Origin of the sequence: Burkholderia sp. WP9, from assembly GCF_900104795.1 — a bacterium.
GTDB lineage: Bacteria > Pseudomonadota > Gammaproteobacteria > Burkholderiales > Burkholderiaceae > Paraburkholderia.
Map to the genome: position 1 here is coordinate 48,604 of NZ_FNTG01000003.1, position 25,534 is coordinate 74,137.

Here is a 25,534-nt window from a genome sequence, read left to right on the forward strand (position 1 = left end):
CTCAGGCTCACTCCAGGGTTAAAGTCTCGGTTTCCCACTCGAAATCCGAAAAGGACAACAGGCACTCTTTGACGCCGACTTTTGTATCGAGCCAATCGACCAGGGCGCGCAGGTCGGACCACGTTCTAGGTTCCAGACTCTTCTTGACCCGGAACGCGCACGTGTACGCCTGGCCGGAATCGTTCTCGATGTCGAGAAACGGTATCCACTCGCGTTTTTCGATACGGCGGATTGCGACACGCACGACCCGCCATTCACGCAAGATGCTTTCGAGCTGGCCGAGCATCGCCAGATAAACGACTTTCTTTTTCATTGGTCACCTTTCGTTGAGGCCCGGCGTATGTACGCGCCGATTTCGGGATGGGCGAACGCGCCCGCTTCGATCTGATTTGCCGCGCCAGGCTCGCCAAGCTGCGTGCGCTGGTTAGATGCGGGTGGGTTCTGCTGCTGCGTGAGCGTTGCGGCGCCCGGCGCTGGTCCGGCCGGGTCGATGACGTTGCTCGAGCTCGAGCCGCTGCTCGAAGCGTTCGGGTCGATTGGCCCGTCGAACAAGGCGGGAATTTTCAGCTTGATCTGTGCGACGACACGCTTTACGTAGCCGTTTGCAAAGCCCTTCTGCTGGTTGCCGGTGTTGTAGCAGGACAGCGCCCGCTGCAAGGCCGCCTGTCCCTCACCTACCTGCTGGACAGCACGGGCGTAACAGCCACCTAGAACCTGTGCGCCGGCGCGCAGATTCGTGCAGGGGTCCAGCAGTTGTGTACCGGTGAGGCCAAGGCTGCGAAAATTGGCCGAATTGATCTGCGCGTAGCCAACGTCATAATTCCAACCGCGCGCATCGAGCTTGGCGAGCGCATCGCGGGCTTCCTGCTCGGTGGTGGGCTGACGATCCAAGCTTTGGCCGCCATTCACGTTGATGGCGAACTGATTGTTATGCGACTCGGCACTGACCAGGTAAGCAACCGTAAGCGGATGCACGTCAGGCGCGCACGTGCGTGCCAACGCGAGAACCTGTGAAGACAGGCTCCCGTGTGCGTACCCGAAGACCGAAACAACGGCCGACAAGCACACGACGAGCATCGATAATTTTTTCACATTCACATTTGTGATGTTTTTGCTACTGTTATAAATGATAAAGGAACCCTCAGTCGTGTCAACTACGGAGAGAAATGAAGGTCGGCGACTCATCAATCTGGAAGACGGCGTCGTGATCGAATTCGTACCGTTTCCCTCGCAAGCGACACCGAAAGGCGAAGCTCGTTATCGCGATCCCGTTAACCCGCTCAACACGTGGTCGGGGCGCGGACAGCGGCCTTCATGGCTCGCGGCATACGTTGAGCAGGGACGCTCTATTAAAGAGTTCGAGATCCCTGGCGCACCGCCACGGGTCATGACCGCGCGATATCGCGATCCAGCCGACCCCGGCAACACGTGGACCGGCTACGGTAGGCGGCCGACCTGGCTGTTGACGTACCTGGAAGCCGGCCGGAAGCTGGAGGAATTTGAAGTGACGAACGAAAGGATCTGAGACATGGGACAGGTCATTCCAATTGAAACGGGTAAGCGTGTAGGCCGCATGCGACGGTTCGCAGCGGCGCGCGAACGGGTTGCCCCGGCTTGCGCCGGCGCGGTTCGTTTACTTGGTCGCCTATTGCTTGATACCACGTGTTTTTTTATCGCCGGCGGTCTTCGTCTTTTTGGCCGCTATATTCGGTTCGCTTTAACGTGTGCTGTCCTGGTTGCACTCGTCGCACTCGGCGTCGAGTGCTTCCACCACTGCCCGCACCCTCGGACCGCGATCATCGCGACGTGCGCGGCGATTGCATTGTTGGGCCTGCGTGAAGCACTGTATCGGTTGGAACGCCGTGCGCATGACTACGCCCCCCTCTGGAGATAACGCTCATGAAGAAAGATCTCTCAACGCTTCTCGCGCTTCTGCTGGGTCTGGCCGTTACGGTCTCTGCATCCGCATCGTCCTGCAATACCGTTATCTGCATGGCCGGCCAAGTCCAGGGCCAGTCAGGCGGAAGCGACTGCGACCAGGCTATCAGGGACTTCTTTGCCATCAAGCGCTACCATCACGGCCACCTCGATCTGGGCCCAACGAGTGACGCGCGCCGTCAGTTTCTAAACGAATGTCCAGATTCTCAGCAACAGAACTCCAGCAGCGTAGACGAGATTATCAGCCGATTTGGCACGATGGAGTAATGCGGGGACGAATGTAAAAGTAAAGATTTGCAAGTCTTATGCGCTTTGCATGCCTGGCATATCTAACATTTTTTATTGACCCGTATCCTGCTTGAAAATGTCAACAAAAAAGGGAGAGAAGTTGCCTTCTCTCCCCTTTCCTTTGCTGCGTCGGCTATTCGAGCCTGCTCCCTAGAATGCTACCTCATCATCGTCTACGGGCACATCCGAGCGCGGCGGCACGACATCGAGCGCAATCCGTACAGTGTTGTCGGCATTACGCACGCGCCGGCCATACACGTTCAAACGCGGTGCTTCATCCCACTCTTCCTGCGAATACTCGTCGCGTACGTCAGGGCTAAGGGGCAGGACTACCAGGTAACCAGAATACTCCGGCGACCTGGCCGTCTTCTTTTCCTCGTTGCGAAACAGACGCCCCGAGTAATGCACCTGCCCTTTCGCGCCGACCGACAGGTCGAGAAAACGCTTGTCCGATCCCTTTGCATCCTTGAGAAAGGCCGACAACGGAACCGACTCACCATCGAGCTTGATAAACCCCGTGAAAAGCGGACCATTCTCGCGGGTGTGTTCCTCGTCCACGGGGAACAGAACAGCGGTAGTACGGCTGGTTTCGGTCAACATGATGAACCTCCTTCAAAGTAGAAAAAGGCCATCCGGGAGCGTCGGGAGACGATCCACGGATAGCGCGGATCGTCTCTCGACATGGCAAAGGTAGGACAAAAGGCGGAAATACTCAAGCCCGCGGTAATGATCTGCGCCAGGCCGGTGCCGTCGCAGCCGTCCAGGACGTCATCCGGCCGCCCTCTGCCTTGATACCTCGACGCGGATCGGTCAGCACATAGGCGGTCGGCTTGCTTTCTCAGGATCGCACCAAGGCACATCAGATGCGACGTCGTGGTCTTGATCGTGCGGCCCTTGTGTGCCGACATAGACGATGCTGCTCAGATTTTTCAAGAATTTCGCGTATGATTTCTTGGGCTGACACCACACCCCTTTCCCCTTGGCACCTGCCGGCTCCGATCCGCCGCCGCTGCCACATAGCACCCGTAAAGCACCCGCGTGGGCCGGACCGTTAGTTGCATAGTCTCGGCTGCTTCCTTCTTCGCGGCGTCCTTCTTTGTCATGGTTTTCCGCTCGCGTTTCGCCGATGTCACGGCCAGCGTAGCGACGGCGTTGCAAACGCGGCCAAGGAGGGTGGACGAGCACGAAACCACTGCTCCGAAGAAGCGGACCCGTCGACACGTCAAATGCACGTGCGCCGAATGCGGCTACGCCGACACCGTTTGCACCTCGCGCAAATGGCTCGATCTTGCCGGCCGGCCGCGTTCACCTGTGTACGACGCAATGGCCATCTATAACGCCGATGAGGCAGGCTCACCCGAAAGGAACCAGAAAACTCCTAAGTTTGTAACGCTGCAACTTTATAACTGCACCGCCCGGCCATCGTGCGGCGCATCATTTTTTGCGCAGATCGCCGTCGCATGCATCCGCGCCTCGACGATCCTCACTCCGTAGAATCTAGGCTTGTCGATCGTCCCGCGTTGCGAAGGCGTCGCAAACAGGCGGCTACGCCACAGAATAACGAGCTGGCTTACGCGGTCCCAGCGGTGCTCTACCAACGTGGTCGATTCACCCGCGCCCGCCGGTGGACGGCTGCGCTGCCCACACCACAAGGGCGTGGACAGTCCCGGCCCGACCGGCCGGGAAACCGCACCCGCCCACTGGCTCTCCGCGAGCGCGCCCTTCGGGCCTGACGCGCCGCTCTGCGGCTTGCCCCAAGGTGCGATAGAAAACCCTGACCCGGCCCGCGCCGGCACACATCGCCCAAAACGCCCTACAAGCCGCTGGCTGGCCCAGGCACCAACCCGCACCACCATCCTTCCGGAAACGCCACCAGCGCCCGGAAAACGCCCGCAAACCGGGGGTATCATCGACGGGCCTCTTTTCTGTAGACAATTTTGGCCGTGGTGAATCAGGAGAACTTCAGCCGCGGGCCCTCACAGGGGCCGGGTTGAGTGGTCGGGCCGGGCGAAGGCCGGCCCGGGCGCGATTTATCCCGGTCTTAGTCGGTGGCGGGGCTTTGCCCCGTCAGCGGCTTAGACCAAGGCTCCTGCCGGCCGTTGTGAAAGAGTGGGGTGCTGAGGGTCGTCAAGGAGCGGAGCGCCGTGCGTGCCTCCGCTTGCGGGGCCGGAAACCGATGCTGGGTATGGTTTTCGAGGTGTCACCGGCGCACTTCTGCCGAACTATTTTGCGTCAGAGTAACGGAGACTGTGTCTGCATCGGAACTCCGGCAGGTGCGGGTCGGTAGACCTCGTAGCCCGCCGAGGCTAGCATGTAGGCCACTGGCTCGCGAACCCTTGTGTTCGGATGGGGGAATTGACTTCCCTTCACGTGGTGGCTGCCGTGCGGACATGGGTGGGGTTTGCTGTCCTGATTGTCCACAAATGTTGGCGAATCAAGGCATTGGAAGTGACTTATCCACAAGCGATCGAGTTCGCGCCTTGTAAAAATATTTACAAACCCTCTTGTAAAAACTCTTGTAAACGCCCGGAAAATCATAGGGGGCAAGGCTTTCCCGGGAGGGATTCTGACATTTTCGTGGTAGTCCGCCTTTTTCGTGGTTAGTCTGACATTTTCGTGGTCGCTGCTTAAAAAACAGGCAGTCAAGCCGGACCCTCAAGGCAAACTATTCTGACGCAAACACCACATGTCAGGCTCACCACGTTTTTGTCAGAATGCATCGACCGATTGCGTCGCAAAGAACAAGGCATATGCCTTAGCATATGCCAAGGAGAATATCGTGACGACAACCATTGAAGGCCGGCATGTCCGGCTATTCCGTAACGGCCGCAACCAGGCCATCCGCATCCCGCGCGAGCTCGAACTTCCGGGCGACGAAGCCATTGTCCGCAGGGAAGGCGCGCGTCTCATCATCGAGCCAGTGAAAGCCACGCCGCTACGCGAGCTGCTGGCGCAGTGGTCGCCGCTCGATGAAGCTTTTCCTGATATCGACAGCCTGCCAGCCGAGCCGGCGGACCTGTAATGCCGCTGTACCTGCTCGACACGAACATCATCTTGGACGCCATCCGGAACACGCGCGGTTTCTGTGCCGCCCGGATAGGGAAAGAGGCACCGGAGAGCCTTTGCACGTCGATCATCGTCGCGGCTGAACTGCGCTTCGGCGCGGAAAAGAAAGGCTCACCCGAATTGACCGGCCGCGTCGATCGCGCGCTGGCGAGTCTGTCGGTCATGGCGTTGAGAAGCGACGCCGACCGCTTCTATGGAGAGCTGCGCGCCGATCTTGAATGCCGGGGCCAGCTGATCCGCGCGAACGATATGCTGATCGCCGCGCATGCGCTGGCGATCGACGCCGTGGTCGTTACGGACAACACCGACGAATTTTCCCGTGTGCAAGGTCTCCGGACCGAAAACTGGCTGGTCCGCAGTCCGGCCTGAGGCGACGGCACGCCGTGCCGCCGTCGGTCTGCGTCACGGCGTCGCCGGCGTCGCGCTGGGTTCCATCGCGGCGAGCTGCGCCTTGCGGCGCTCCACCACACTCCGGATGACGCGCTCCATGAGCGCCGGATCCGCGGCGCACACGTCGATCATCGCGCTGATCAGCTCGGGCAGGTCAAGCGTCGGCCGGAAAGCCGGATACGCCTTCATCTGCTTCTTCGCGCTCCGGAAGCTTTCATCGAACACCAGCACGGCTTTCATGCCCGGCGTCGGCTCCTTCTTCTTCGGCACGACCTTGCGCACACCGAACGCCTCTGACGCATCATCCTCCCGCCATTCCTGCTCGGTGAACGTCACCAGCTCGGGCTGCTTCTGAACATCGCTCATGCGTCACCTCGATCAGTTGTCGTGGCGCGCCGCGTGAGCGGCGAGCCAGTCATCCAGCGTGAAATTTTCGTCCGCCATGCGACGCACGTAGGGCAACGCGCCTGGCAGGGGCAGCGTCTCGGCCTTCCGTCCTGAACGCTCCCACTCGGCCGACAGGAACGCCACGAGCTTGCCGACCTGATACCGGGTTGTGTGAAATCCCGGTGTTTGATATAGCGACCGCACCAGCCCGGCGACAAGATCGTCAGCGCGCCTGGAACGCACCGTCGAGCGGATCTGGAAACGCCACTGCCGCTCTGTCTCGGTCGTCATCCGCCACGTGAGCCGAACGCCGCCGCCGGCCGCCTTCGAGTGCGACAGTTTAAGCAGTTCGTAACCGGAGACGTGTATCCGCTCTCCCTGGGCAAGCGCATCTTTCAGCTTTTCCAGCTTGTGTGCGGCATGCTCGCCGTCGGTGACCATCAGAAACCAGTGCAACGAATCGCCCCGCTCAAGATCGGCGAGCATGAGCCGCGCGTTAGCCTTGCCTAGCCCCTTCCGGTAGGCACGCTGGTTCATGTTCAGGCATACCTCGTAGCGCGCCTGAAACTTGTCGCATAGCGCCTGCGCGCGCTCCGCACTGACCACGCCTGACGCGTGATGCCGGTAGCCGTGCCTGACCAGATCGAGAAGCCGCTGCATGAGCAACGTCTTGTATCGGATGACCTGCGATTGAATCTTCCTCATATATGCGGATTGAATCAAATCATTTATGCGGATTGAATCAAATCATTTATGCGGATTGAATATTCGGTAGGACTCCATTCATTGATAATGCGAACCATTTCTGCGCAAGGCTTTCCAGTTATCCTGGATGCTTCGCATTCCCGGATAATTATAAGAGATTCCGCGCGCGAAGCGCGCTTTCCTCATACACATTTCCTACAATGCATCTGCTGGCCACCACAAGTGGCCCTTAACGCGCATGCATCACTCTGCGTTGCGAGGGTCGCCACAAGCGGCCAGCCACGCAGCACGAGGGCGACCAACCCTTTGCATTACCCGGTTGCCCGAAGTGGTGTATCGCGCGAGCGGTTACACGGAACAGGGGCAGCCACCACCGCAGTAGTCCGGGGCTGACCACCCCTGGATTCCATCACTTCACGCGAGCCGTCAGGCTCAAGGCACGGCTACCAACCGTACCGAGTGTGCTGAAGTCGTATGCGCGTAATGGCGCTGGTACGACTACGACGAGCGCTGGACGGTGTAACTCCGTCCTTCGACTCAATCCCCCGGCAGGACGGGGAACGAGGTTGGGCGACACGGAAACGGGCATCGCGAGGAAATGCGCGATGTTCCTGTGTAGCGTGAAAACGGGAGACAGCTTTGCTGTCGTCAGGACCGTCCAGGGGCTGCGGGAGACCGTAGAACCTGTGCCACACACGTAGGCTGCCGAGGCGTTCCGAAAGGGCGCAGGCGTGCAAGGGGAAACCTGGCGCACGTGGCACCTTCCGGCGAAAGCTGGGGGGGTCGCTGTATAGCTTAAGCGTGTAAATGCATCCGTCGAGGATGCTATGTGGTGGGGCATCAGGCCTGTCTGAAGACGAAGCCGTTGACGGCACAACAGGTAAGCGAGCCGCTTTGGAATCTCGGGCCGCTGAAAACCTGATGGGTGAGAGGGAACACCTCACTGTTGTTGCTTGAGGCGCAGGCGTGATGCTCTGGGGCGTGGTTTTGCCTCAGTAGCGTTGCACTAACGCGGGAATCGCTAAGGCCAATACCGGGCTGGTAACCCGATGGCTATGCGAGGGAGAGTGGATCAGTAGGGCCGTGCCGCGCAAGCCGCATAGCTGTTTGTCGCGATTCGTCTGAAGCGCAAACAGCAGGCGCAAGCCTGTCCGAAAGTTCACGGCACACGTAAGCGTGAAGATGCGGGGTGGTTCCCGCAGTGGGATGTTGGAACGGGCGCGGCTGGTACCCACGCCCGTCCTGGGATTGGTCTCCCGGGGTCTCCAACGTGTAATTAACCTTTGAAAAGGAGCTTGTCGTGGAAGCAGAACGCAGTGCAATCGCCGGCCCACAAAGCCGGACACAATCCGGCCGAAGTTGGGCCGTCAGGCAGATCGGCCCGCTGCACGGGGCCGAAGTCAGCAACAGGTCGCGCGCCTCGGCGCGCGCAAGTCAACCCGGCAGCGCTCAGGCCGGTGATCAAAACAGTCCCTTTCGGACCGGTGACAACCAGAGAAGCGGCGTTATTGCGTCGGCTTCGCTGTGGCAACCCGGGGTTTAACTCCGGTATGTCAAACAACAAACAGGCCACAAGCCTGCGTCAATGGCGTCAAGGTTGAGGGTGTGGGAACCCCTCAATTGCTGTGCGGCCGCAGACCGTATCTGCCGGCTGGATGGTGCGCCTTTTTAGGCAATCCGTTCGTGCTTCTGCACACGCCGACCCTAAACCGGAGAGACGAAAGTCTCTCCGGTTCCCCCTGATTTCTGGAGGAGGCCGTGCTTTTTCCTGATCTTGCCAACGCTTACAATGCGCAGTCATCAGCCTATGTCATGGTCGAGCGCGCGTTACAGTGGTCCAGTCCGTGGTACTGGATCATTCTGGCGATCCCGCTTTTTACGGTGTCGCTTCTGCATCCGGTGCCGTGGAGGCTCCGCACGAACGATCCGACAGTGGCCGACCTGGTGACGTTCCTCGCGCGTCGAATCTCTGTATCCGCGCTTGGCGTCCTGGTCTTTCTCCTGCCGCTCGTCGCGTTCGTGATGTTCTTCGCCACGGCCCGAATGCCGCTTCCTGACGCCGTGTCGAGCTATGACGCGTGGCTCGCCGGTCGGTTCGGGCAATACTGGCCGCTCGTGGCCGGCGCGATCCTCTATGGCCTCGTACTGCGGTTCGTGTGGGACCGGCATGTCTCGCCCAGGCTGTCCGCTTACTGGCGCTCGATGCGCGTCATGCAGGAAGCCGACAAGCCGGTCGATGCACGCGACGAAGCCGGAAGCCTTGCGGCCAAGGATTTCGAGCCGGAAAAATTCTTCCTGCGCGGCTCGATGTTCTATGGTCTGAACGAGCTGGGCGAGCCGATCAGGATAGCGCTCGAACTGTTCAAAAAAATCCACCACGCGATCCTTGGGCCGACCCGTTACGGTAAAGGCGTGGTGTTACAGGCGATCTATAAACAGTGCATCCGCGCTGGCTTCACGGTGTTCTATATCGATCCGAAGGGCGACGATTACCTCCCTTACCTGCTGCAAAACGAAGCGGAAGCGGCCGGCCGACGCTTCGTTTATCTCGACCTGAATCCGGGCGGGAAAGGGACATGGCATCCGTTCCTTGGCGGCGATTTCCGGCAGCGGCGCACGCGGATCGTGCGCGCCTACAATCTCGAATCCGCCGGCACGGATGCGGATGTGTACAAGGCGAAAGAGCGGTCCCTGCTCGATGACGCGCTCGAAGCCACCGATGGCACGATCAGATCACTGTCGGCCTACGTGGCGGAAAAGGGTAATGCCGGCGACCGCGATCTGTCTACGCTACGCGACTCATTGCGCGAGTGGGCGCGAGTCGATACGTTCTCGCAGCCTGCGCGTCGCAAGGGTCATTCAATCGAAGCGTGCCTGACGAATAACGCTGTGGTGTACGTGCGCGGCGACCTGGACGACCCTGTTATCAAGGCCGCGACGAAAGCGTATATCTCCGAACTGGTCGCTGAAATAAAGCGCCTGCACCTGAAACGGACCTCGCATGTTACGGTCGGCGTCGATGAATTGAAATTCCTGGCGTGTGCGGAAATCAATAGCGCGCTGGCCGCGATCGCGGGCTATGACGCGAATCTGTTGCTGGCCGCCCAGTCGATCGCGAACATTGAAGCGCCGGACGATAAACGCCTCGACGGCAAGGCGCTTGCGCGCGAATTCGAAGTCAATACGCACATCAAGCTGGTCTACCGCGCGCAGGATGAACGCACCGCAGAGTGGGCGGAAAACCTGTCCGGTACGCAATGGCTCGACATTGCGCAGCGCGAAAACGTCAAGGCGAACGTCCACGGCGGCGAACAGTGGGAAGGTACGCGAACGATCACCAGGCTCGAACACGCGATCATTTCGCGCAACACACTGCTGAATCTGCCGCCGCGCGTCGGCATCGTCTATATGCCCGACCGTAGCCCCTCGAAGATTTTCACGAGCCCGGCCAGGGTTGACCGCAGCGTCGCATCGTGGGAAAACGGCCGCGCCGGCACCGAGCCGGCGCCGGAAGCGGCCCCGGCACCGTGAATTCGAGTGCCACACCCCCCGGGCTAGACATTTGTCGGACGGCAGGGCACCTGCCGGCGATGCCGCTGCGGCATTTTAATGCGTCACGGCTATCCGATCGCTATGCCTTGCGCAGATTCTGCGACTGGCATGACTCTTCCGGCGCCCCTACCCGGCCGGTCCAAATCTCGTTGTACGCGCAACTGAAAAAAGCCGGCGTGTTGCGTCGGCTGAAGATTCCGGCTATGCCGAGGGGCATGCCGGCTGAAATCTGAGAGGCCCGGATTATGTGATCCATCGTAAGCGCGCAATTTCCCCCACCTAGCTTTTGCGTGTATCAAGAGCCACGATTGCGTCCGCAACCTCTAACTTGCGGACGCAATTTATGACCCGGGATGACCTTTCGTTTTTGCCTTTGCGGGTGACCCGCGTGGGCGTGGGTGGCAAGCGCAGCTTCGATGTGACGGGTAAGCGCCTGCTAGTGGAGGCCTGCCAGCAGCCAGGCGCGTCATTGTCGGGCCTGGCATTGAAGGCCGGGGTGAACGCCAACCAGCTGCGCAAATGGGTTCGACTGCACCGGCAGGCACAAACGCGCGCAAGTAACGACGATATGGACGCGTCACCGTCGGCGTTCGTGCCAGTCATCGCGATCGCCGATCCAGCGCCGGCGCCTGCTTCGATGCATTCCGTGCGCGTGCAGCCAGAACAGCACTCATCGCATCTGTCTTCGCGCTCGCCGACATCCGCATGGCTGTCGGCCCAGTTGCCCAATGGGGTGAAACTCGAGCTCGAATGCTCGGAGCGCGACACCGCCCTCGTGAGCGCCATGATCGCGGCATTGGGACGGCGCTGATGTTTCGCTTCGAAGCTGATCTGAAGGTGTTCCTGCACCGCGAACCAGTCGACTTCCAGGCCGGCATCAACAGTCTGGTGACGCTGGTCGAGCAATCCATGCAACTGGACCCGCTTGCGCGTGCCGTGTACGCCTTCCATAACCGCAGACGTAACCGGATCAAGCTGCTGCTTTACGAGCGCAACGGTTTCTGGCTGATGCTGCGACGCCTCGAGGAAGATCACTTCATCTGGCCGCGCCGGCAACAGGCGGTCATCGAGCTGACGACCGAGCAGTTGCGCTGGCTGCTCGAGGGTATCGATATCGAGGCAATGCGCCGTCATCCCGCACGGCGGTACCGCCACGCCAGCTGATGTTACAAATCTCCGTAAACCTGTAGCGCGTTGCATTGGGCTATCCTGGGAGCATGAATGAAGACGACTTCTCCCGATTGCCGCCCGCCGCCCAGGCCTATATCCGTGAGCTTGAGTCACGTAACCGTCAGCTTGGCGAACGCATCGCCCAGCTGGAGGAGCAGTTTCGCCTGGCACAGAGCAAACGCTTCGCGCCCAGCAGCGAGAAGCTGCGTGATCGGGTCTTCGACGAGGCTGAACAGATCGCTGCCACTGAAGCGCATGACGATGACGTCGCGGCCGACACCTTCACGCTGCCCGAGACTGGCTTGCCGGATGTGCCGCAACCGCCACCGCGCAGTCCTGGACGCAAACCGCTGCCGGCGCATCTGCCACGTCAGCGCATCGAATACGACCTGCCCGATGACCAGAAGATATGCCCGTGCTGCGCACACGAGCTTCATCGTATGGGCGAAGAGATCAGCGAACAGTTGCATATCGAGGTGAAGGCGTCAGTGCTGCAGCATGTGCGTTTCAAGTACGCATGCAGGCATTGCGAGCGCCACGCCGAACGCACGCCGGTGATCACCACACCGATGCCGCCGCAGCCATTGCCCGGCAGCAATGCGAGTGCCGCGATGATCGCCACCGTGACGGCCGGCAAGTATGTCGACGGAACGCCGCTATACCGGATGGCTAACGCATTGGGTCGCGCCGACATCGAAGTCGGACGCGGCACGCTGGCGAACTGGATCATCCGGCCTGCTGAGCTGCACTATAGCCGGCTCTTTGAGGCCTTGCGCGGGACGCTGCTGTCGCAGTCACTGATTCACGGCGACGAGACAACAATACAGGTACTCAAGGAACCTGGCCGCGCCGCGCAGAGCACGTCATACATGTGGGTCTACCGTAGTGCCGAAGACTGTGCGCAGCCGGTCGTGCTGTTCGACTATCGGCCGGGGCGCGGGCAGGAATATCCTCAAGCGTTCCTCGCCGGCTACAAAGGCCTGCTGATGACAGACGGATACGCCGCCTGGCGCACGCTCGAAGGCCCCACCCACCTGGGCTGCCTGGCTCATGCGCGCCGAGGCTTCGTCGACGCGCTCAAGGGCATGAAGAAACCGGGCGGCCGTGCTTCGCAGGCGCTGGAATACTTCGAGGCGCTGTACCAGGTCGAGGCGCTCGCCAAAGCTGATCCGCCCGAAGGCGAGACGCGCGTTGAATATACGCACCGGCTGCGTCAGCAACACAGCGTGCCACTACTTGAAGCGTTCAGACAGTGGCTGGACGAACAGGCGCCGCAGGTCCTGCCAGAAAGTCTGCTGGGCAAGGCGATCTCATACACGCGCAACCAGTGGGCGTATTTGTGTCGCTACGTGAGCGATGGGCGGGCCCCAGTTGACAATAATGTCATCGAACGCGACATCCGCCCATTCTGTACAGGCAGGGCTTCGTGGCTGTTCAGTGACACGGTTGCCGGCGCGAAGGCGAGCGCCATGATCTACAGCCTTATGCTGACCTGCAGGGCCTGCAACGTCGAACCCTACGCCTATCTCGTGCACGTACTTACCGAATTACCGAAGCGTGCACCGGATGCCGACGTGACTGACCTCTTGCCGTTCAACTTCGCAAAGCTCACCGCCACCATCACTCCTCGAGCTTGATCTGCCCGACACATCTACCCTCGCGCACGTTTCCAACCTCGGTGTGCTAAATCGCGCGCTTACGATCCATCATCTGAAACTCACAGACCATGGTCTGACCTGCCCGTTTAAAGATGGATCTATACTGACTCGCCGGGGAGGTCGGCAAAAATTCTTTGGCAAACGTTTAACCAGGTAAACGTTACCTTTATCCTGGAATCGCATGCCTCTCGCCGACAACAGGGTTAGAGTATCGGCTCTACGGTCGGGCTCTGGTAATGGGGAATTACCTCTTCATCCGACCTTGATGGAGGCATTAGTCATGCAGGCTGTCAAAAACCTTGAGGTAATCACCCTGCTCATCTGGAATTTCTGCGGTTAACGTGCTCCTGGCCGGATCGGGCGTGTTCTGTCTATTTGAGATAGGCGGTGAAACACGCATGTCGCTGAGTTGCGCGACAACTGGCTGCCTGGCGCGCGCAGCGGTCTGCAGATGCAGGCGGGGAAGCCTGGATCGAGATCCGGCATTGCGAAATGCCGGCACGCTGCAGCCGAGTCCGAGTCGTCCAGACGCCGTTGCCGCAGTACCTGCACCTCGGCCAGAAAGTCCGGGCGTTGGCGAAAGAGCGACGCTTACTGGGCGCGGTATTGCGGTTCCTTTCGAAAAATATGAAAAAGGCCTGAGAAAATATGAAGGTTAAAAGCAAATGGGGAAGAGGTATTCACGAAGGAAAAGTCATTTCCGTGGTGGACGGCAAGAGGATCTTCATCCATCTACGCTCTGCGATTGAGACGCACTCTTTGGGCAAAATAATCGCTCGTCAAAGCCAAAGTTTGCTTACCGTTGCGATCGACAGTGTACAAAAAATAGCAGATCACATCAGTGAGCCACTGACTCACGCGAAACCGGACGACATCGTAGTTCTGCTTTATGCAAACGACGAAACCCGTATAGCGGCCCTCACCATACTCGGTCTGCCTGATGCATAAGCAGATATCGACCGTCATTCCGGTCGAGAGTGTCAACCCGACTGTCGGCCTCTCGAACGCACCTGTCGTCCGTCTCGGTTAGCCTTCGTTCCCGTCTCCGGCACACAGACTGATAACAGCGCGAACGCCGGTTTGGCCGAGGACGTGCCGAAAAGAATCGGCGCACGCAGGTCCGTTAGCTATGCAACGCCGCCGTTCGAATGTCAGCATGAAAACTCGTGCGAACGGTAGTAGATGGCCGACACGGTCGATGCTAATTAGACAAAGCGATCCCGATAGCCTATCTCTGGGAGACACATGTCGACCCGGTCCCGGCCTGTGCAACGGAAAGCTCCATCACTGCGCTTCCATTCCGCGCGTTTGCACGCTTAGAATGTCCGGGTGACATCAATAAGCGTAAGATCTCGGCCGCATGGAAAGGATTCCGCTCGCACGCCGCAGAGCGCTGGCGGCAGAACTGCTTCTGAAGGGAGTGCGTCCCACGGACATCTCCCGCAAGACCGGCTTGAGTTTCCCTACCATACGGAAATACAGGGCGCTGCTGGACAGTGAGGGCCCGAACGCGCTTGCGCAGATGAAGGAATACGGCTCGAGGTCACAGTTGAATGATGAAGCTCTGAGCTGGCTCGTCAGCGCTATCAAACATTCCCCAACGCTGCATGGTATTGCAGCGAACGCCTGGACTGTCGAGCAGGTGCGTAGCCTTATTTTGCAACGATTCGGAGTGAGCTATTCCGAATCGCACGTCGCCCATATAGTTCGAGAACGCGGACTTGCCTATCGCCTCACCTATCCGGCGGCCGACGCACACGCCCAGCGACGACAAAGGCCCGTTAACGACAGAGATGCGGCCCGAAGAAGAGTCGCCGCAGAAATGCTCCTGGCAGGCCAGAGTGCGGAGCAGGTCGCGGAAGCGCTGAATATCTGCCTAAAAACTGTCAAGGGTTATGGATCACTGGTGGACAGGAAGGGAGTTGAGGCACTGGATGAGTTGGCTACCCGCGGCCACCGTTCGACGCTTGATTCTAAAGCGCTTAGATGGTTGAAAGTTGCGCTGGAAAAAGGACCACGCGCCCACGGTTTCGAATCGGAACTGTGGAGGAATCGCGATGTGCAAGCGCTAATCAAACGTATGCGATCCATCAGTAGCGCCCTTGTGTAGAAATCGCTGCACTCTGATGCTAGGTGTCCACGTGGACACCTAGAGGATTTGCACCGATGACAGAAGAAAACGACTTGCGAAGCCGTTTGGTGATTGGCCAGAAGCGCGATGGCCGACGCGAATACGATGACAACGCGCGTGATGAACTTATCCGCCTTTGCTTGAAGCGTATGCGGTCCATCAGCGACGCCCCTCAATTCAGGTGGCGGAGCGCGTGACGTGTGGTAGGAACGCGGATCAGCGTAGGTTGGCCGGCAGCTTCCAGGGAAGCAGCGCGTCGTAGTCGTCGACCGTCTTTGCCAGAGGCAACCGCTGGAACAGCCAGGTGAGGTAGCGATACGGATCGATGCCGTTGGCTTTTGCTGACTCGACCAGCGAATAAAGATTCGCACTCGCATGTGCGCCAGCAACTGTATCGGCAAACAGGAAGCTTTTGCGTGCGACGACACATGCCCGTTCATTCTGCCCATATCGGGCAGGACGTGGAAGTCCATTATCGTTGGCACCCGCTGTATGGCCGCCGAGTCAAGGTTCGAGACATTGAACAACGCGGTGGCGACCGCGTTGTCCATGTTGAAGCGAGTGCTGGCGTAGTCAGGATAGTAGCGGGCTGGATGCTCGATTCTGTCATGTGTGCAGGGATGGAACTCGGTGACCCGAGAGTGACCGTAGCAGCGTTGGGCGAACTGCATCAGCTACTCGTTGAGCGAGGTTTGCGTGGAAACTCACCGGACGATTCCAACACCGTCCGGGAGAAACGCAATGGATACAAAGGTCGTTCCATCAAATCTGTCGCCAGAGACTCCTCACCAGATGAACCTGGCGTTCGACACCGCCGAGCTTCGGGGGATGAGCGCTCCCCAGCGTACAAAGGCGACGAACTGCCTTGCCAGCCTGTTGTTGCAGGCCGCCGGCATCGTAGCAAGGGGGCATGACGATGACGAACACTGATCGTTTGCCCGCCGCGCTACTCAAACGCAAAGCGGTTGTCTATGTCCGCCAGTCGACCCAGGCGCAGGTCCAGATGAACCTTGAGAGCAAGCGTCGTCAATACGAGCTTGTTGAGGAAGCGAAGCGCCGGGGATTTCGCAACGTCGAGGTCATCGACGACGACTTGGGCCGTTCGGCGAGCGGAACGGTGGCCAGGCCGGGTTTCGAGCGACTCGTCGGGTGGCTTTGTGCCGGAGAGGTCGGAGCGGTGCTGTGTCTGGATGCTTCGCGTTTGGCGCGCAACGGTCGAGACTGGCATCATCTGCTTGAACTATGCGGTCTCGTCGAGGCGAGGGTCATCGATCTGGACGGCGTATACGACCCGGGCCACCCGAATGACCGCCTCCTGCTTGGAATGAAAGGCAGCATCAGCGAATTCGAACTCAACGTGCTGCGTACACGTATGCACGACGCGCGCCACGCCAAGGCCCGCCGTGGTGAACTGCGCATCAGCGTACCCATTGGTTACGTGTGGCATCGTGAGGCGGGTCTGGGATTCGATCCAGATCTTCGGCTACAGGAAGTGATACGGACGATCTTTGCACGGTTTCGCGAACTGGGCAGCGCGCGGCAGGTTCTGTTGGCCATGCGGGCCGAACAGATCCACTTCCCGCGGCCCTCTGACGGTCGATCACTGATTACTTTCGACTGGACGCTGATTCGTTACCGCAACGTGATCGCGGTTCTCAAGAATCCGTTCTATGCCGGGGTCTACGCCTATGGTAAAAATGAGGTGCGGACGTCTGTCGTGGAAGGCCGCGCGCGCAAGAGCTATAAACACCCGAAGCCGTGTGGGGAGTGGAAAGTTATGCTCCAGGAACACCACGACGGCTACATCGGCTGGGACGAGTTCGAGCGAAACCAGAAGCAGCTCGCTGCCAACGCTTATGGCAAGGCTGGTGACGTCAAGACTGGGCGCGGTGGACGAGCTTTGCTGGCCGGCCTGCTCGCATGCGGGCGGTGCGGCAAACGTATGTCGACAGGCTATTCGGGGCGCGCGCCAGGTCATCCAGTCTATCGGTGCATGCGCCTTGAGTTACCCGCCGGAACGCCTCAATGCATTATCTTCGGCGGTTCGCGTGTAGATGCTGCACTCGCCAGAGAACTCGTCCGCGTTGTCGAGCCGTTGGCGATTGAGGCCGCTCAGCAAGCTGAACGGATGCATATGGAAACCCTCGAAGAACAGCGCCGGATCGTAGAACTGGAATTGCAGCAGGCACAATACGAAGCCACGCTCGCGGAACGGCGCTATGCTGCCTGCGACCCCGAGAACCGTCTGATTGCAGCGCAACTGGAGAAAGTCTGGGAAACTGCCCTGCGTCGCGTGCAAACCTGCCAGATGCGTCTGGACACAATCGGCACGACGACACCGGATCCCACTGTCGTCCCTGACTTTACCGGACTTGCCGGAGATCTGAATACCGCATGGAATGCGCCTGACGTCACGATGCGCGTACGTCAACAACTCGTTCGTGCATTGATCGCCGACATCATCGCCGATGTGGATGAGGTGACGCACGAAATCATCCTGACGATTCATTGGCAAGGTGGCCAGCACTCACAGTTGCGGATCCGCAAGCCCCGGCCGGGGGAACACGAGTGCCGCACGCCTGATGAAGCGCTCGCGGTCATGCGAAGCATGGCAGCCCGGTGGTCCGATCAGGACATCGCCGCGTCGCTAAACCGGATGGGAATACGCACCGGACAGGGTAAGACATGGACAGCACACCGTGTCAGCTCCATGCGGCGCGTGCGCGACATTCATGCCTACCGGTCGGCGGAGAAAGACGGCGAATGGTTGACGATGTCGGAGGCTGCCAGCCTGCTCGGCGTGAGCAGCCACGTGATTCGACGCCTGATCAGGGATAAGGTTCTGCCTGCCGGCCAGGTGGTACCCGACGCCCCTTGGCAGATCCGTGCAAGTGACCTGCACACCGAAGCGGTCACAGCTGCGTTGGCCCGCAAACATCGCCCGTGTCGCGACAATACCGAAGGTCAAATCCCAATGTTTATCGAGGTTTCGGAAGGAGGTGCACAATGAACGCCCCATTACAAACGGGCGAATGGAATTTTCGCAAGGGTTGTTCGATATGGGCCAGTTGCCGTTCTCGATGTATCGGATCAGCTTGGGCCACTGCCCATGCAGATAGGTCAGGGCCTTGCCGAGTAAACTTTGCGGCACGACGCCGGGCAACTGTTCAAGCATCAGCGTTTCGATGGCATCGAGCACGCGTGCACTGTATCGTCGTCGCAATCGCTGTCGTCGTTCAGCCGGCCACGTTTCACTGCGCGCCTCCGCCGCAAACAGCTTGCCGATCAGTTTGATGAAGCGTGTGGCGAGCAGATCGGGGGAGCGTGCCGCCTTGGGCACGTTATCTTCGGCCTTGACCAGATACCGTCTCGCATGAGCCCAGCATCCGAGGTGCACGAGTTGATACTGTTGCGCAATGCCGTTGTAGGGCTCGTATCCGTCGGTCATCAGAACCGCGCCCCTGCGGATGCCGGCGAACAGTTTGTCGGCCAGCTTCGCGCCGCGACCAGCCGTATAGGCGAAACAGCGGATGGGCGTTCCCGATCCGGTCATTTGCGACCAGAGATAGCTTTTCGTTTGCGGCTTGCGCCCTTCTTCTTTCAGGACCTGGAACGTCGTCTCGTCGCAGTAGATCACGTCAGCATCGAGCAACGCGTCGCGCATCAGGTTGATAACGGGCTGCGTCGCGAGACCGACGCGGACCATGCTCGCGGCGAGCGTGTTCGACGAGATGTCGCCACCGAAGCGTCGCAGCAGGCCCGCCTGGCGATAGATCGGCATGCCAAACTGATACTTGCCGGAGGCGACCCACGCGAGTGCCGATTCCGTCAGCAGTCCACGCGGGATGATGCGCAGCGGCGCTGGCGTGACCTTGATGCCAAGATCGCAGCACGGGCAGGCATACTTGACGCGCTGGTGCTGGATGACGCGAAGCTGTTCGGGGATCACGTCGAGCTGCTCGCTCGTTTCGACGCCGATCTCGACGAGTGCATGTCCGTCGTGGTTGCAGAAACGTTCGGCTTCGGGAAGTTCGTGCCGAACGACTTCGCGCGGCAGATTGGGATCGAGCGGTTTGCGATGACCGCGTTTCTTGCGCGTATGCGCGGCGATCGTGGTTTCGGGAGTATCTTCCTGCGCGGGTGTCGCGTTCGCGCCGAGCACTTCGGCTTCGTTGAACAGACCGGGTTGCTCAGCGGATCGCGCTTCGCTCTTCGCGCCGAATAGCTCGCGACGGTAAGCACGCAGTCGTTCCTCGGCGAGATCGCGCTCCGCCGTCATGAGGCGCAGTGCACTGCGTAACTCGTCGCGCTCTTTCTGAACGGCACCATGTTCCTCACGCATCGCGAGGAGCATCCTGAGTTCGTCGGCGTCAATGGTCACGTTGATCGGCATGTCACTTAGACCGGCACGCCGATAACGTGTTCAACTCACGCGAGCATAATGGCGTTTCGGATGCCGCTGAAGAGCAGCAATGTCAGCACCTTCGAGAAGCCAGTGCAGCAGATTGACGGTCAACGTCACGACTTCGGTTTTGCTGTCAGGCCAGACGAAGCGATCATTGGCCTCGAGTCTCTTGAGCATGAGCCAGAAACCGTTGTCCTGCCAGCCCAGGATCTTGACGCGATCGCATCGCCGGTTGGTAAAAACGTAGAGCGAGGAATCCATCGGATTCAGGCGCATCGCCTGTTCGACGAGAATCGACAGACTGTTCATTCCGTACCGGAAATCAACGGGATCGCGGTGCAGGTACACCTTCAGATTTTCGTCGAACCGGAACACGGCATCCTCCCGAACATCTGGACCACGGTGCTCAGTTCCTCGATGCTCGCTGCACTGAGATCAAGCTCCACGCCATTCGACAGTCGCACATGCAGCGAAAGCGTGATCGGCGCAGTTGCAGTCAACACGAGTGGCAACGGCGGCACCGATGGTGTTGAGACGACCGGCACAAATGCAGAGGTAGACGGTGCGGACAGGAGGTGCTTACTTGAGCCCGCAACGTCGATCGATGCGTCATCCACGCCACGACGGAAGTCCTCGTGGGCAATTACGTCGACGGCAGATGACGGTAGATCGCGCTCGTCGGCGCGCGTTTCCTGCGATGCCAATGCGATGCCTTTCTCGCGCTCCATCAGATACTTCGTGATCCATTTGCGCAGCAGGTTAGCGTTGATCCCGTGCTCCTGTGCCAAACGGGCGACTGACGCGCCTGGTCGCAAGGCGGCCTCAATCAGTACGCGCTTGCCTCCCTCGTCATAGCGACGGCGCCCGTCGCGGCTTTGACGAACTACTTTCAACTCTGAGTCTTTGCCAGTCATAGGTGTCCACCTCCAAAATAGGTGGACACCTATGCTCCTCGCTCAGAGCGTCGTTGTGTAGGCGCCGAATATGGATCGCTTACCTTGAAGCGAGGCGTATCGATCGCGCGGACAGCCATGGAACACGATATCAACCCGAATCTGCTGCGCACCTGGGTTACCCAATATCGACAGAGGGAAGCCGCCAAGGAGTCGGATGCTCAAGTCTCAGAGGTGTCGGACGAAGTGACGATGGACACTCCGGTGCCTACCGCGTTCACAATGTCGTCCGACGGTCATGCTGCGCCGTTTGTTGCGCTCGTCCATACGGCGACACCGCCTTCGCCAGCACCACCCTCGATGACGATGTCTCTGGCGCTCCATGTGCGTCTGTCGAATGGCGTCGAACTTGATCTGGGCAGCTCGATTGCGACCATCGACGAGCTGACCACCGTAGTTCAGATCTTAGGGAGGTTGCCGTGTTCAGGTTTGACGAAAAGCTGAAGGTCTACCTGCATCGGGACCCTGTCGATTTCCGCTACGGTATGAACAGCCTGTCGATCCTCGTTGAGCAGTCAATGCAATTGAACCCGATGGACTCCTCTCTTTACATCTTCGGGAATCGGCGTCGTGACCGCATCAAGATTCTCTTCTGGGATGGTAGCGGTTTCTGGCTAATGATCAAACGATTGGAGACGAGCCACTTCATCTGGCCGGACAACAAGGCCGAGGTCGTGACGATGACAAGCGACGTCCTGCACGCGCTGCTCGACGGCGATGACATTACGGCGATCCGGCGACATACAAAGCAAGAATATCTCCGCGTTAGCTGAACGTGCCCTTGGCATACTAGTCGAAGCAGTATGCCGATCGAGGTCACGATCACCGCCGACGAATTGAAAGAGCTGCTCGCTGAGCGCGAGGCCGCTCGCGCACTGCGAGAAGAACAGGAAGCGCTACGTGGCGCGTTGCGGCTTGTGACAGCGGAACGCGATCTTGCCGAGGAGCGGCTTCGTGCTTACCGTCGTGAACTGTTTGGCGCGAAGAGCGAAGCGCGGGGTTCCGATCAACTGGGGCTGTTCAACGAAGCCGAAGCGCTCGGTGCGAACAGCACGGCCGCCTTGGAAGACACTCCGGAGACGACAGTTGGTACCCATAAGCGCAAGCGGCGTGGTCATCGCAAACCGCTCGATCCGAATCTGCCGCGCGAGGTTGTGCGACATGATCTACCCGAGGCTGAGCGCTTCTGCACGAACGACGGTCACGCGCTCGTGGAAATCGGCGTAGAGATCAGCGAGCAGCTCGATGTGATTCCAGAGCAGCTTCGCGTAATCCAGTACCAGCGCGTCAAGTATGCGTGCCCATGCTGCGATCTCGGCATCAAGGTCACGCCGGCGCCCGTGCGCATCATCCCTCGCGGACTACTCACCGAATCGGCGCTTGCGTGGATTGCCACGGGCAAGTACCAGTTCGGGATGCCACTTTATCGTCAGGCTGGTTTGCTGCGGCGCTTCGGCGGCGACATCTCGTCCAACACGATCGCCGCGAGCATGGTTCGCGTCGGTCTGGCAATACAGCCCGTGATTAACCTGATGCGCGATGCACTGCTCGATGCGGAGCTGGTCTACTGCGACGAGACGACATTCCAGGTCCTGAAGGAGAAGGGGCGTAAGCCTCAGACGAAGAGCTATCTCTGGTCGCAGATGACGGATTCAGGAAATCCAATCCGCTGCTTCACCTACACGCCCGGTCGCGGTGCGCACCTGGCTGACAAGCTGTTCACGGGCATTCGTAAAGGTGCGGTCCTGATGACGGACGGTTATGAACCCTATAACGGCCTCGCCGAGCGATACCAGCTTGTTCATCTTGGATGCTGGGTTCACGCGAGACGATACTTCATCAAGGCAGAGGAAAATGTGCCCAAAGCAGCGCGCTCGCCCGATCTGCTCGCCACCCGCTTCATCAAGTTAAGGCTACGCTGAAAAAGGTCAACGGCATTGGGCGTTCAATCGTTAGATGTGCATGAAACAACAGACCCTTGCGATGGCGGCCGATCAAGGCGCCGGATTTGAACAGTACCGTCGGCCAACCAAACGCGATGTGTTCCTTGAGACGATGGAGCAGATCGTGCCGTGGGCGCAATTGTGCGAGGTTGTCGAGCCGTACTATCCGAAGGGTCAAGGCGGTCGCCCGCCAGTGGGTCTGGAGCGCATGCTGCGCATGCACTTTGTGCAGCACTGGTTCAACCTGGCGGATGAGGCGTGCGAGGAGGCGCTGCTGGACAGCACCGCATTGCGGCGATTCGTCGGGATTGACCTGGGGCGCGAGCGGGTTCCCGATGGCACGACGCTGTTGAAGTTTCGCCGGCTGCTGGAGCGCAACAAGCTCGGCGAGCAGTTGTTCTCCAAGGTCGGCGAAGTACTGCAAGGGCATGGGCTGAAGGTTGGCACCGGCACGATCGTGGATGCCACCATCATCGGTGCGCCCAGTTCCACGAAGAATGCGGACAAGGCACGAGACCCCGAAATGCATCAGACGAGGAAGGGCCAGCAGTGGTACTTCGGCATGAAGCTGCACATCGGTGTGGATAGCCAGACGGGACTGGCACACAGCGCGGTAGTGACGGCGGCAAACGTGCATGACAAGCATCCGCTGCCGGCGCTACTGCACGGCGACGAGCGGCGTGTGTACGGCGACAGCGCCTATGCGAGCCAGAAGGAACTCATCGCCAGCAAGGCGCCGAAAGCGAAGGACTTCACCAACCAGCGTGTGCGCAATCGCAGTGGTGAAGTCGATGAAACCAGGCGCTCGAAAAACCGCAACAAGTCGAAGATTCGTGCCCGGGTCGAACACGTCTTTGCGGTGGTCAAGCGGCTGTGGGGCTTCGGCAAGGTGCGCTATCGCGGCCTCGCGAAGAACGCCACGCGTGCCTTTACTGCACTCGCGCTGGCCAACATCTACATGAGCCGCGCGCGGCTGATGGCACAGGTGCGTCCATAAGCAGCCGAAATGGGTCGAGAGCCCCGCTTGCCAGGCCCTTCAGGGCCGGGAAATCGAACCGGTCGCATCGCTGATCTCACATTCCGGAATTCAGCATCAAGCTGTCGGCGAAAACGGTGGCTTCTTCAGCGTAGCCTTAATCGGAAAGTTATTCGCCGTCGAGGCACGCAGCGCACAATGGGCCGTCGATCGGCGACAGCGATTGCGACAACGGTACTGTAGGCGCGTGCTCGATGTCATTTACAAGCTCATGATCGAGCAATCTCCTGGCGTCGTGCCGAACAGCCCGCTTGGCAAAGCGCTAACTTACCTGCGCGGACAGTGGCCGAAATTGGCTCGCTACATCGAGAACGGCAACTGGCCCATCTCGAATAATATTTGTGAGAACTCAATTCGCCCATTCTGTGTAGGACGCCGTTCCTGGCTCTTTGCAGACACCGTTGCAGGCGCAAACGCCAGCGCTAACATCTACTCAATCGTGGAGACCTGTCGCGCCCACCGCATCGATCCATATCGCTACCTCACCTGGCTGTTTCAACGGTTGCCACTTGCAAATACCGTCGATGAATACGACGCGCTGCTTCCCTGGAGGATGCCGGTCGACATTCCCTGATTGCGCTTCCCTCTACACCATCCTCGCTGCAACGGCGTGCACCCTCAGACAGGCGTCGTTGATGGATCGCATACCTTTGAGCTTCCTGGTGCCGCCGGTGCGCAGCATGAGTTCCAGCGTCGCTTCGAGCCGGATGACACGTCCAGTCAAGCCCTCGATCTTCAATTGCTGTTCCTTGACCGTGCCTGCCAGTGACACCACCTTGTCATTCATCTTGATCACGGTCGTGAGCGCGTCCCACACCTTGTCAGTGATGCCCATTAGCGATTGCCTTCTGACATTGCGGCAATCCGCCTGTTCGACTCCGCGACGAACGACAGCGCATCATCCAGCGCGTCGTTCGCCTCTTTGGTGGAAACATTCACGCGCTCAATCAGCGCATTGATTTCGTGTTCGTCGTCGGACGGGGTAAAGCCCTGCGCAGCCTGGCGCATCAGCTCACTCACGTTCATGCCGAGACGCTTTGCGGTACTCGCGATTGCGCGCTTTTGAACCGTCGTTACCTGCACGACAATACGCTCCGTTGCTGCAGCCATTTCCATACTCCTATGCACATGCACATGCACATGCACATGCACATGCACATGCACATGCACATGCACATGCACATGCACATGCACATGGCATGTACATTTTCGGCTGTTTCGGGAGGCGGTCAAGGGGTTACTCTGTGCACTTTATCGGCAGGAATAGCGTTGCGCTTCAGGCGTTTGTCGGTGTTGGCAAAAATCCGCCAGACAACGTTTCCAGCTCTGCAGAAGCGCGGGCGGGTTACGCCAGATGTCAGTGGGTGCCAGCTATGGAGTGGATAGACGCGCGCCCCTGAGTGCCGGGATAATACCGGGTGAGTTTCACGGACAACCGGATGCCGAAGCAAACCATCGGTGAAGTCGCACAAGTAGCCGGGAACGGGTCAGGGCAGCTAGCCGTGATCCTTCTGGGCGAAGATGGGATAGTGGACTGGACGATATCTGGGACAGAGGCGAGGCGCGAGTCGGTGAGCAAGAATGGCCGCTGCGGCGGCTGCGCATCTCGACCGGGGATCTCGTTGACGCTCCTCAGCTTGGTGAGCCTGCTCTCGGTAACGTAACGCCCACGAACTCCGCGACCGTGACATCATCCGTCAACTACCGAACGTTGGCGTCGCGCAATTTGCAGTAACGTGCACTTTGCCCGCCTTACTGAACGCATCCCTATGCACACTGCGCCGGTGCGGTACAAAGACAATGTCATTGTACCGTTCGCTTCCCTGTCCGATCGTGGATACGCTGCGAAGGTGTTTATTGCAGGCTCCGCAGGCAGACGCCGAGGATTCCCGGTCTTAGGTTACTTTGCCTC

Annotated in this window: 26 protein-coding genes and 4 pseudogenes; 18 read left to right on the top strand and 12 right to left on the bottom strand. The window is 59.4% G+C overall.

The features are described from left to right. Positions 1-7 precede the first annotated feature (7 nt). Entirely contained in the window at positions 8-313 is a 306-nt protein-coding gene (korA, locus tag BLW71_RS37505; RefSeq protein WP_091809431.1) for a KorA family transcriptional regulator, read from the bottom strand. Further along, positions 310-1,185, bottom strand: coding sequence for a lytic transglycosylase domain-containing protein (locus tag BLW71_RS37510; protein WP_091809432.1), 876 nt, complete (start codon positions 1,183-1,185; stop codon positions 310-312). Before BLW71_RS37510 ends, korA begins: the two co-directional genes overlap by 4 nt. Positions 1,186-1,204: 19 nt before the next feature. Here BLW71_RS37510 and BLW71_RS37515 point away from each other — a divergent pair, with 19 nt between their 5' ends. Further along, the gene (locus tag BLW71_RS37515) at positions 1,205-1,525 is read left to right on the top strand and encodes an H-NS histone family protein (protein WP_218157156.1); all 321 of its coding nucleotides are present in this window, start codon (positions 1,205-1,207) and stop codon (positions 1,523-1,525) included. 374 nt (positions 1,526-1,899) lie between these two features. Continuing rightward, positions 1,900-2,205, top strand: coding sequence for a TrbM/KikA/MpfK family conjugal transfer protein (locus tag BLW71_RS37525; RefSeq protein ID WP_091809438.1), 306 nt, complete (start codon positions 1,900-1,902; stop codon positions 2,203-2,205). 171 nt (positions 2,206-2,376) lie between these two features. Here BLW71_RS37525 and BLW71_RS37530 read toward each other — a convergent pair whose 3' ends face one another. Together BLW71_RS37530 and BLW71_RS41305 are read right to left on the bottom strand one after the other, a co-directional pair. Continuing rightward, a complete protein-coding gene (locus tag BLW71_RS37530; protein ID WP_091809440.1) occupies positions 2,377-2,826 on the bottom strand; it encodes a hypothetical protein in 450 nt (149 codons plus the stop codon). Beyond that, positions 2,820-3,134 (bottom strand): hypothetical protein, encoded by a 315-nt coding sequence (locus BLW71_RS41305; protein ID WP_143048435.1) that lies wholly within the window; start codon positions 3,132-3,134, stop codon positions 2,820-2,822. Before BLW71_RS41305 ends, BLW71_RS37530 begins: the two co-directional genes overlap by 7 nt. A gap of 265 nt (positions 3,135-3,399) precedes the next feature. Between BLW71_RS41305 and BLW71_RS41310 the strand changes: the two genes are divergently transcribed. The 3 genes from BLW71_RS41310 (at position 3,400) to BLW71_RS37545 (ending at position 5,661) form a co-directional block, all read left to right on the top strand. Continuing rightward, positions 3,400-3,720 (top strand): hypothetical protein, encoded by a 321-nt coding sequence (locus BLW71_RS41310; RefSeq protein WP_143048436.1) that lies wholly within the window; start codon positions 3,400-3,402, stop codon positions 3,718-3,720. Between the two features lie 1,285 nt (positions 3,721-5,005). After that, entirely contained in the window at positions 5,006-5,248 is a 243-nt protein-coding gene (locus tag BLW71_RS37540; RefSeq protein ID WP_286162247.1) for an antitoxin, read from the top strand. After that, the gene (locus BLW71_RS37545; protein ID WP_091809444.1) at positions 5,248-5,661 is read left to right on the top strand and encodes a type II toxin-antitoxin system VapC family toxin; all 414 of its coding nucleotides are present in this window, start codon (positions 5,248-5,250) and stop codon (positions 5,659-5,661) included. Before BLW71_RS37540 ends, BLW71_RS37545 begins: the two co-directional genes overlap by 1 nt. Before the next feature lie 33 nt (positions 5,662-5,694). On the opposite strand, the gene BLW71_RS37550 is transcribed toward BLW71_RS37545, so the two are convergent. Beyond that, positions 5,695-6,048, bottom strand: coding sequence for a hypothetical protein (locus BLW71_RS37550; protein ID WP_091809447.1), 354 nt, complete (start codon positions 6,046-6,048; stop codon positions 5,695-5,697). 12 nt (positions 6,049-6,060) lie between these two features. Next, positions 6,061-6,774, bottom strand: a complete 714-nt coding sequence (locus tag BLW71_RS37555) for a hypothetical protein (RefSeq protein WP_091809449.1) — start codon at positions 6,772-6,774, stop codon at positions 6,061-6,063. Between the two features lie 1,758 nt (positions 6,775-8,532). Between BLW71_RS37555 and BLW71_RS37560 the strand changes: the two genes are divergently transcribed. From BLW71_RS37560 to BLW71_RS37585, 6 genes are all read left to right on the top strand, one after another. Next, positions 8,533-10,305, top strand: a complete 1,773-nt coding sequence (locus tag BLW71_RS37560; RefSeq protein WP_286162248.1) for a type IV secretory system conjugative DNA transfer family protein — start codon at positions 8,533-8,535, stop codon at positions 10,303-10,305. Between the two features lie 364 nt (positions 10,306-10,669). Then, positions 10,670-11,137: an IS66-like element accessory protein TnpA gene (tnpA, locus tag BLW71_RS37565; protein WP_091809451.1), complete on the top strand. Its 468-nt coding sequence runs from the start codon at positions 10,670-10,672 to the stop codon at positions 11,135-11,137. Next, entirely contained in the window at positions 11,137-11,490 is a 354-nt protein-coding gene (gene tnpB, locus BLW71_RS37570; protein ID WP_177205212.1) for an IS66 family insertion sequence element accessory protein TnpB, read from the top strand. Before tnpA ends, tnpB (BLW71_RS37570) begins: the two co-directional genes overlap by 1 nt. Positions 11,491-11,543: 53 nt before the next feature. Next, on the top strand, positions 11,544-13,133 hold the full coding sequence (tnpC, locus tag BLW71_RS37575; protein ID WP_091809455.1) for an IS66 family transposase: 1,590 nt from the start codon (positions 11,544-11,546) through the stop codon (positions 13,131-13,133). 669 nt (positions 13,134-13,802) lie between these two features. Continuing rightward, positions 13,803-14,102: a hypothetical protein gene (locus BLW71_RS37580; protein ID WP_091809458.1), complete on the top strand. Its 300-nt coding sequence runs from the start codon at positions 13,803-13,805 to the stop codon at positions 14,100-14,102. A gap of 412 nt (positions 14,103-14,514) precedes the next feature. Next, positions 14,515-15,264 (top strand): helix-turn-helix domain-containing protein, encoded by a 750-nt coding sequence (locus tag BLW71_RS37585; protein ID WP_091809461.1) that lies wholly within the window; start codon positions 14,515-14,517, stop codon positions 15,262-15,264. 237 nt (positions 15,265-15,501) lie between these two features. On the opposite strand, the pseudogene BLW71_RS37590 reads toward BLW71_RS37585, so the two are convergent. Next, positions 15,502-15,720: pseudogene (locus tag BLW71_RS37590) on the bottom strand (transposase domain-containing protein); the annotation flags it as partial. A gap of 306 nt (positions 15,721-16,026) precedes the next feature. On the opposite strand from BLW71_RS37590, the gene BLW71_RS41870 reads away from it, so the two are divergent. After that, positions 16,027-16,215 carry a hypothetical protein gene (locus BLW71_RS41870; protein WP_091809467.1) on the top strand — a complete coding sequence of 63 codons (189 nt, stop codon included), beginning with the start codon at positions 16,027-16,029 and terminating at the stop codon, positions 16,213-16,215. After that, the gene (locus BLW71_RS37605) at positions 16,196-18,295 is read left to right on the top strand and encodes a recombinase family protein (RefSeq protein WP_286162249.1); all 2,100 of its coding nucleotides are present in this window, start codon (positions 16,196-16,198) and stop codon (positions 18,293-18,295) included. Before BLW71_RS41870 ends, BLW71_RS37605 begins: the two co-directional genes overlap by 20 nt. Here BLW71_RS37605 and tnpC (BLW71_RS37610) read toward each other — a convergent pair. The 3 genes and pseudogenes from tnpC (BLW71_RS37610) to BLW71_RS37620 form a co-directional block, all read right to left on the bottom strand. Beyond that, positions 18,296-19,678: pseudogene (gene tnpC, locus BLW71_RS37610) on the bottom strand (IS66 family transposase); the annotation flags it as partial. 30 nt (positions 19,679-19,708) lie between these two features. Then, positions 19,709-20,065 carry an IS66 family insertion sequence element accessory protein TnpB gene (gene tnpB, locus BLW71_RS37615; RefSeq protein WP_007182524.1) on the bottom strand — a complete coding sequence of 119 codons (357 nt, stop codon included), beginning with the start codon at positions 20,063-20,065 and terminating at the stop codon, positions 19,709-19,711. Continuing rightward, positions 20,041-20,604, bottom strand: a complete 564-nt coding sequence (locus BLW71_RS37620) for a transposase (protein WP_091809472.1) — start codon at positions 20,602-20,604, stop codon at positions 20,041-20,043. Before BLW71_RS37620 ends, tnpB (BLW71_RS37615) begins: the two co-directional genes overlap by 25 nt. 21 nt (positions 20,605-20,625) lie before the next feature. Between BLW71_RS37620 and BLW71_RS37625 the strand changes: the two genes are divergently transcribed. The 5 genes and pseudogenes from BLW71_RS37625 to BLW71_RS37645 all read left to right on the top strand — a co-directional run. Further along, a complete protein-coding gene (locus BLW71_RS37625) occupies positions 20,626-21,087 on the top strand; it encodes a transposase (protein WP_286162250.1) in 462 nt (153 codons plus the stop codon). Beyond that, positions 21,063-21,416, top strand: coding sequence for an IS66 family insertion sequence element accessory protein TnpB (gene tnpB / locus BLW71_RS37630; protein ID WP_086381291.1), 354 nt, complete (start codon positions 21,063-21,065; stop codon positions 21,414-21,416). The genes BLW71_RS37625 and tnpB (BLW71_RS37630) overlap by 25 nt, the downstream gene beginning before the upstream one ends. A gap of 30 nt (positions 21,417-21,446) precedes the next feature. Next, a pseudogene (tnpC, locus tag BLW71_RS37635) lies at positions 21,447-22,553 on the top strand (IS66 family transposase); the annotation flags it as partial. 52 nt (positions 22,554-22,605) lie between these two features. Next, on the top strand, positions 22,606-23,583 hold the full coding sequence (locus tag BLW71_RS37640) for an IS5 family transposase (RefSeq protein WP_091796501.1): 978 nt from the start codon (positions 22,606-22,608) through the stop codon (positions 23,581-23,583). A 130-nt stretch (positions 23,584-23,713) separates the two neighbouring features. After that, positions 23,714-24,196 (top strand): annotated as a pseudogene (locus BLW71_RS37645) (IS66 family transposase); the annotation flags it as partial. Between the two features lie 12 nt (positions 24,197-24,208). On the opposite strand, the gene BLW71_RS37650 reads toward BLW71_RS37645, so the two are convergent. Then, on the bottom strand, positions 24,209-24,457 hold the full coding sequence (locus BLW71_RS37650; protein WP_091809476.1) for a hypothetical protein: 249 nt from the start codon (positions 24,455-24,457) through the stop codon (positions 24,209-24,211). Then, entirely contained in the window at positions 24,457-24,732 is a 276-nt protein-coding gene (locus BLW71_RS37655) for a plasmid mobilization protein (RefSeq protein ID WP_091809679.1), read from the bottom strand. The genes BLW71_RS37650 and BLW71_RS37655 overlap by 1 nt, the downstream gene beginning before the upstream one ends. Between the last annotated feature and the right edge of the window lie 802 nt (positions 24,733-25,534).

Coding starts and splice junctions, on each gene's coding strand:
- BLW71_RS37620 (WP_091809472.1), bottom strand. CDS start 20,604: ATGACTGGCAAAGACTCAGAGTTGAAAGTAGTTCGTCAAAGCCGCGAC.
- tnpB (WP_177205212.1), top strand. CDS start 11,137: ATGTTTCGCTTCGAAGCTGATCTGAAGGTGTTCCTGCACCGCGAACCA.
- BLW71_RS37545 (WP_091809444.1), top strand. CDS start 5,248: ATGCCGCTGTACCTGCTCGACACGAACATCATCTTGGACGCCATCCGG.
- BLW71_RS41870 (WP_091809467.1), top strand. CDS start 16,027: ATGGATACAAAGGTCGTTCCATCAAATCTGTCGCCAGAGACTCCTCAC.
- BLW71_RS37550 (WP_091809447.1), bottom strand. CDS start 6,048: ATGAGCGATGTTCAGAAGCAGCCCGAGCTGGTGACGTTCACCGAGCAG.
- korA (WP_091809431.1), bottom strand. CDS start 313: ATGAAAAAGAAAGTCGTTTATCTGGCGATGCTCGGCCAGCTCGAAAGC.
- BLW71_RS37580 (WP_091809458.1), top strand. CDS start 13,803: ATGAAGGTTAAAAGCAAATGGGGAAGAGGTATTCACGAAGGAAAAGTC.
- BLW71_RS37555 (WP_091809449.1), bottom strand. CDS start 6,774: ATGAGGAAGATTCAATCGCAGGTCATCCGATACAAGACGTTGCTCATG.
- BLW71_RS37605 (WP_286162249.1), top strand. CDS start 16,196: ATGACGATGACGAACACTGATCGTTTGCCCGCCGCGCTACTCAAACGC.
- BLW71_RS37525 (WP_091809438.1), top strand. CDS start 1,900: ATGAAGAAAGATCTCTCAACGCTTCTCGCGCTTCTGCTGGGTCTGGCC.
- tnpA (WP_091809451.1), top strand. CDS start 10,670: ATGACCCGGGATGACCTTTCGTTTTTGCCTTTGCGGGTGACCCGCGTG.
- BLW71_RS37655 (WP_091809679.1), bottom strand. CDS start 24,732: ATGGCTGCAGCAACGGAGCGTATTGTCGTGCAGGTAACGACGGTTCAA.
- BLW71_RS41305 (WP_143048435.1), bottom strand. CDS start 3,134: ATGTCGGCACACAAGGGCCGCACGATCAAGACCACGACGTCGCATCTG.
- BLW71_RS37530 (WP_091809440.1), bottom strand. CDS start 2,826: ATGTTGACCGAAACCAGCCGTACTACCGCTGTTCTGTTCCCCGTGGAC.
- tnpC (WP_091809455.1), top strand. CDS start 11,544: ATGAATGAAGACGACTTCTCCCGATTGCCGCCCGCCGCCCAGGCCTAT.
- BLW71_RS37585 (WP_091809461.1), top strand. CDS start 14,515: ATGGAAAGGATTCCGCTCGCACGCCGCAGAGCGCTGGCGGCAGAACTG.
- BLW71_RS37640 (WP_091796501.1), top strand. CDS start 22,606: ATGAAACAACAGACCCTTGCGATGGCGGCCGATCAAGGCGCCGGATTT.
- BLW71_RS37510 (WP_091809432.1), bottom strand. CDS start 1,185: ATGAGTCGCCGACCTTCATTTCTCTCCGTAGTTGACACGACTGAGGGT.
- BLW71_RS37650 (WP_091809476.1), bottom strand. CDS start 24,457: ATGGGCATCACTGACAAGGTGTGGGACGCGCTCACGACCGTGATCAAG.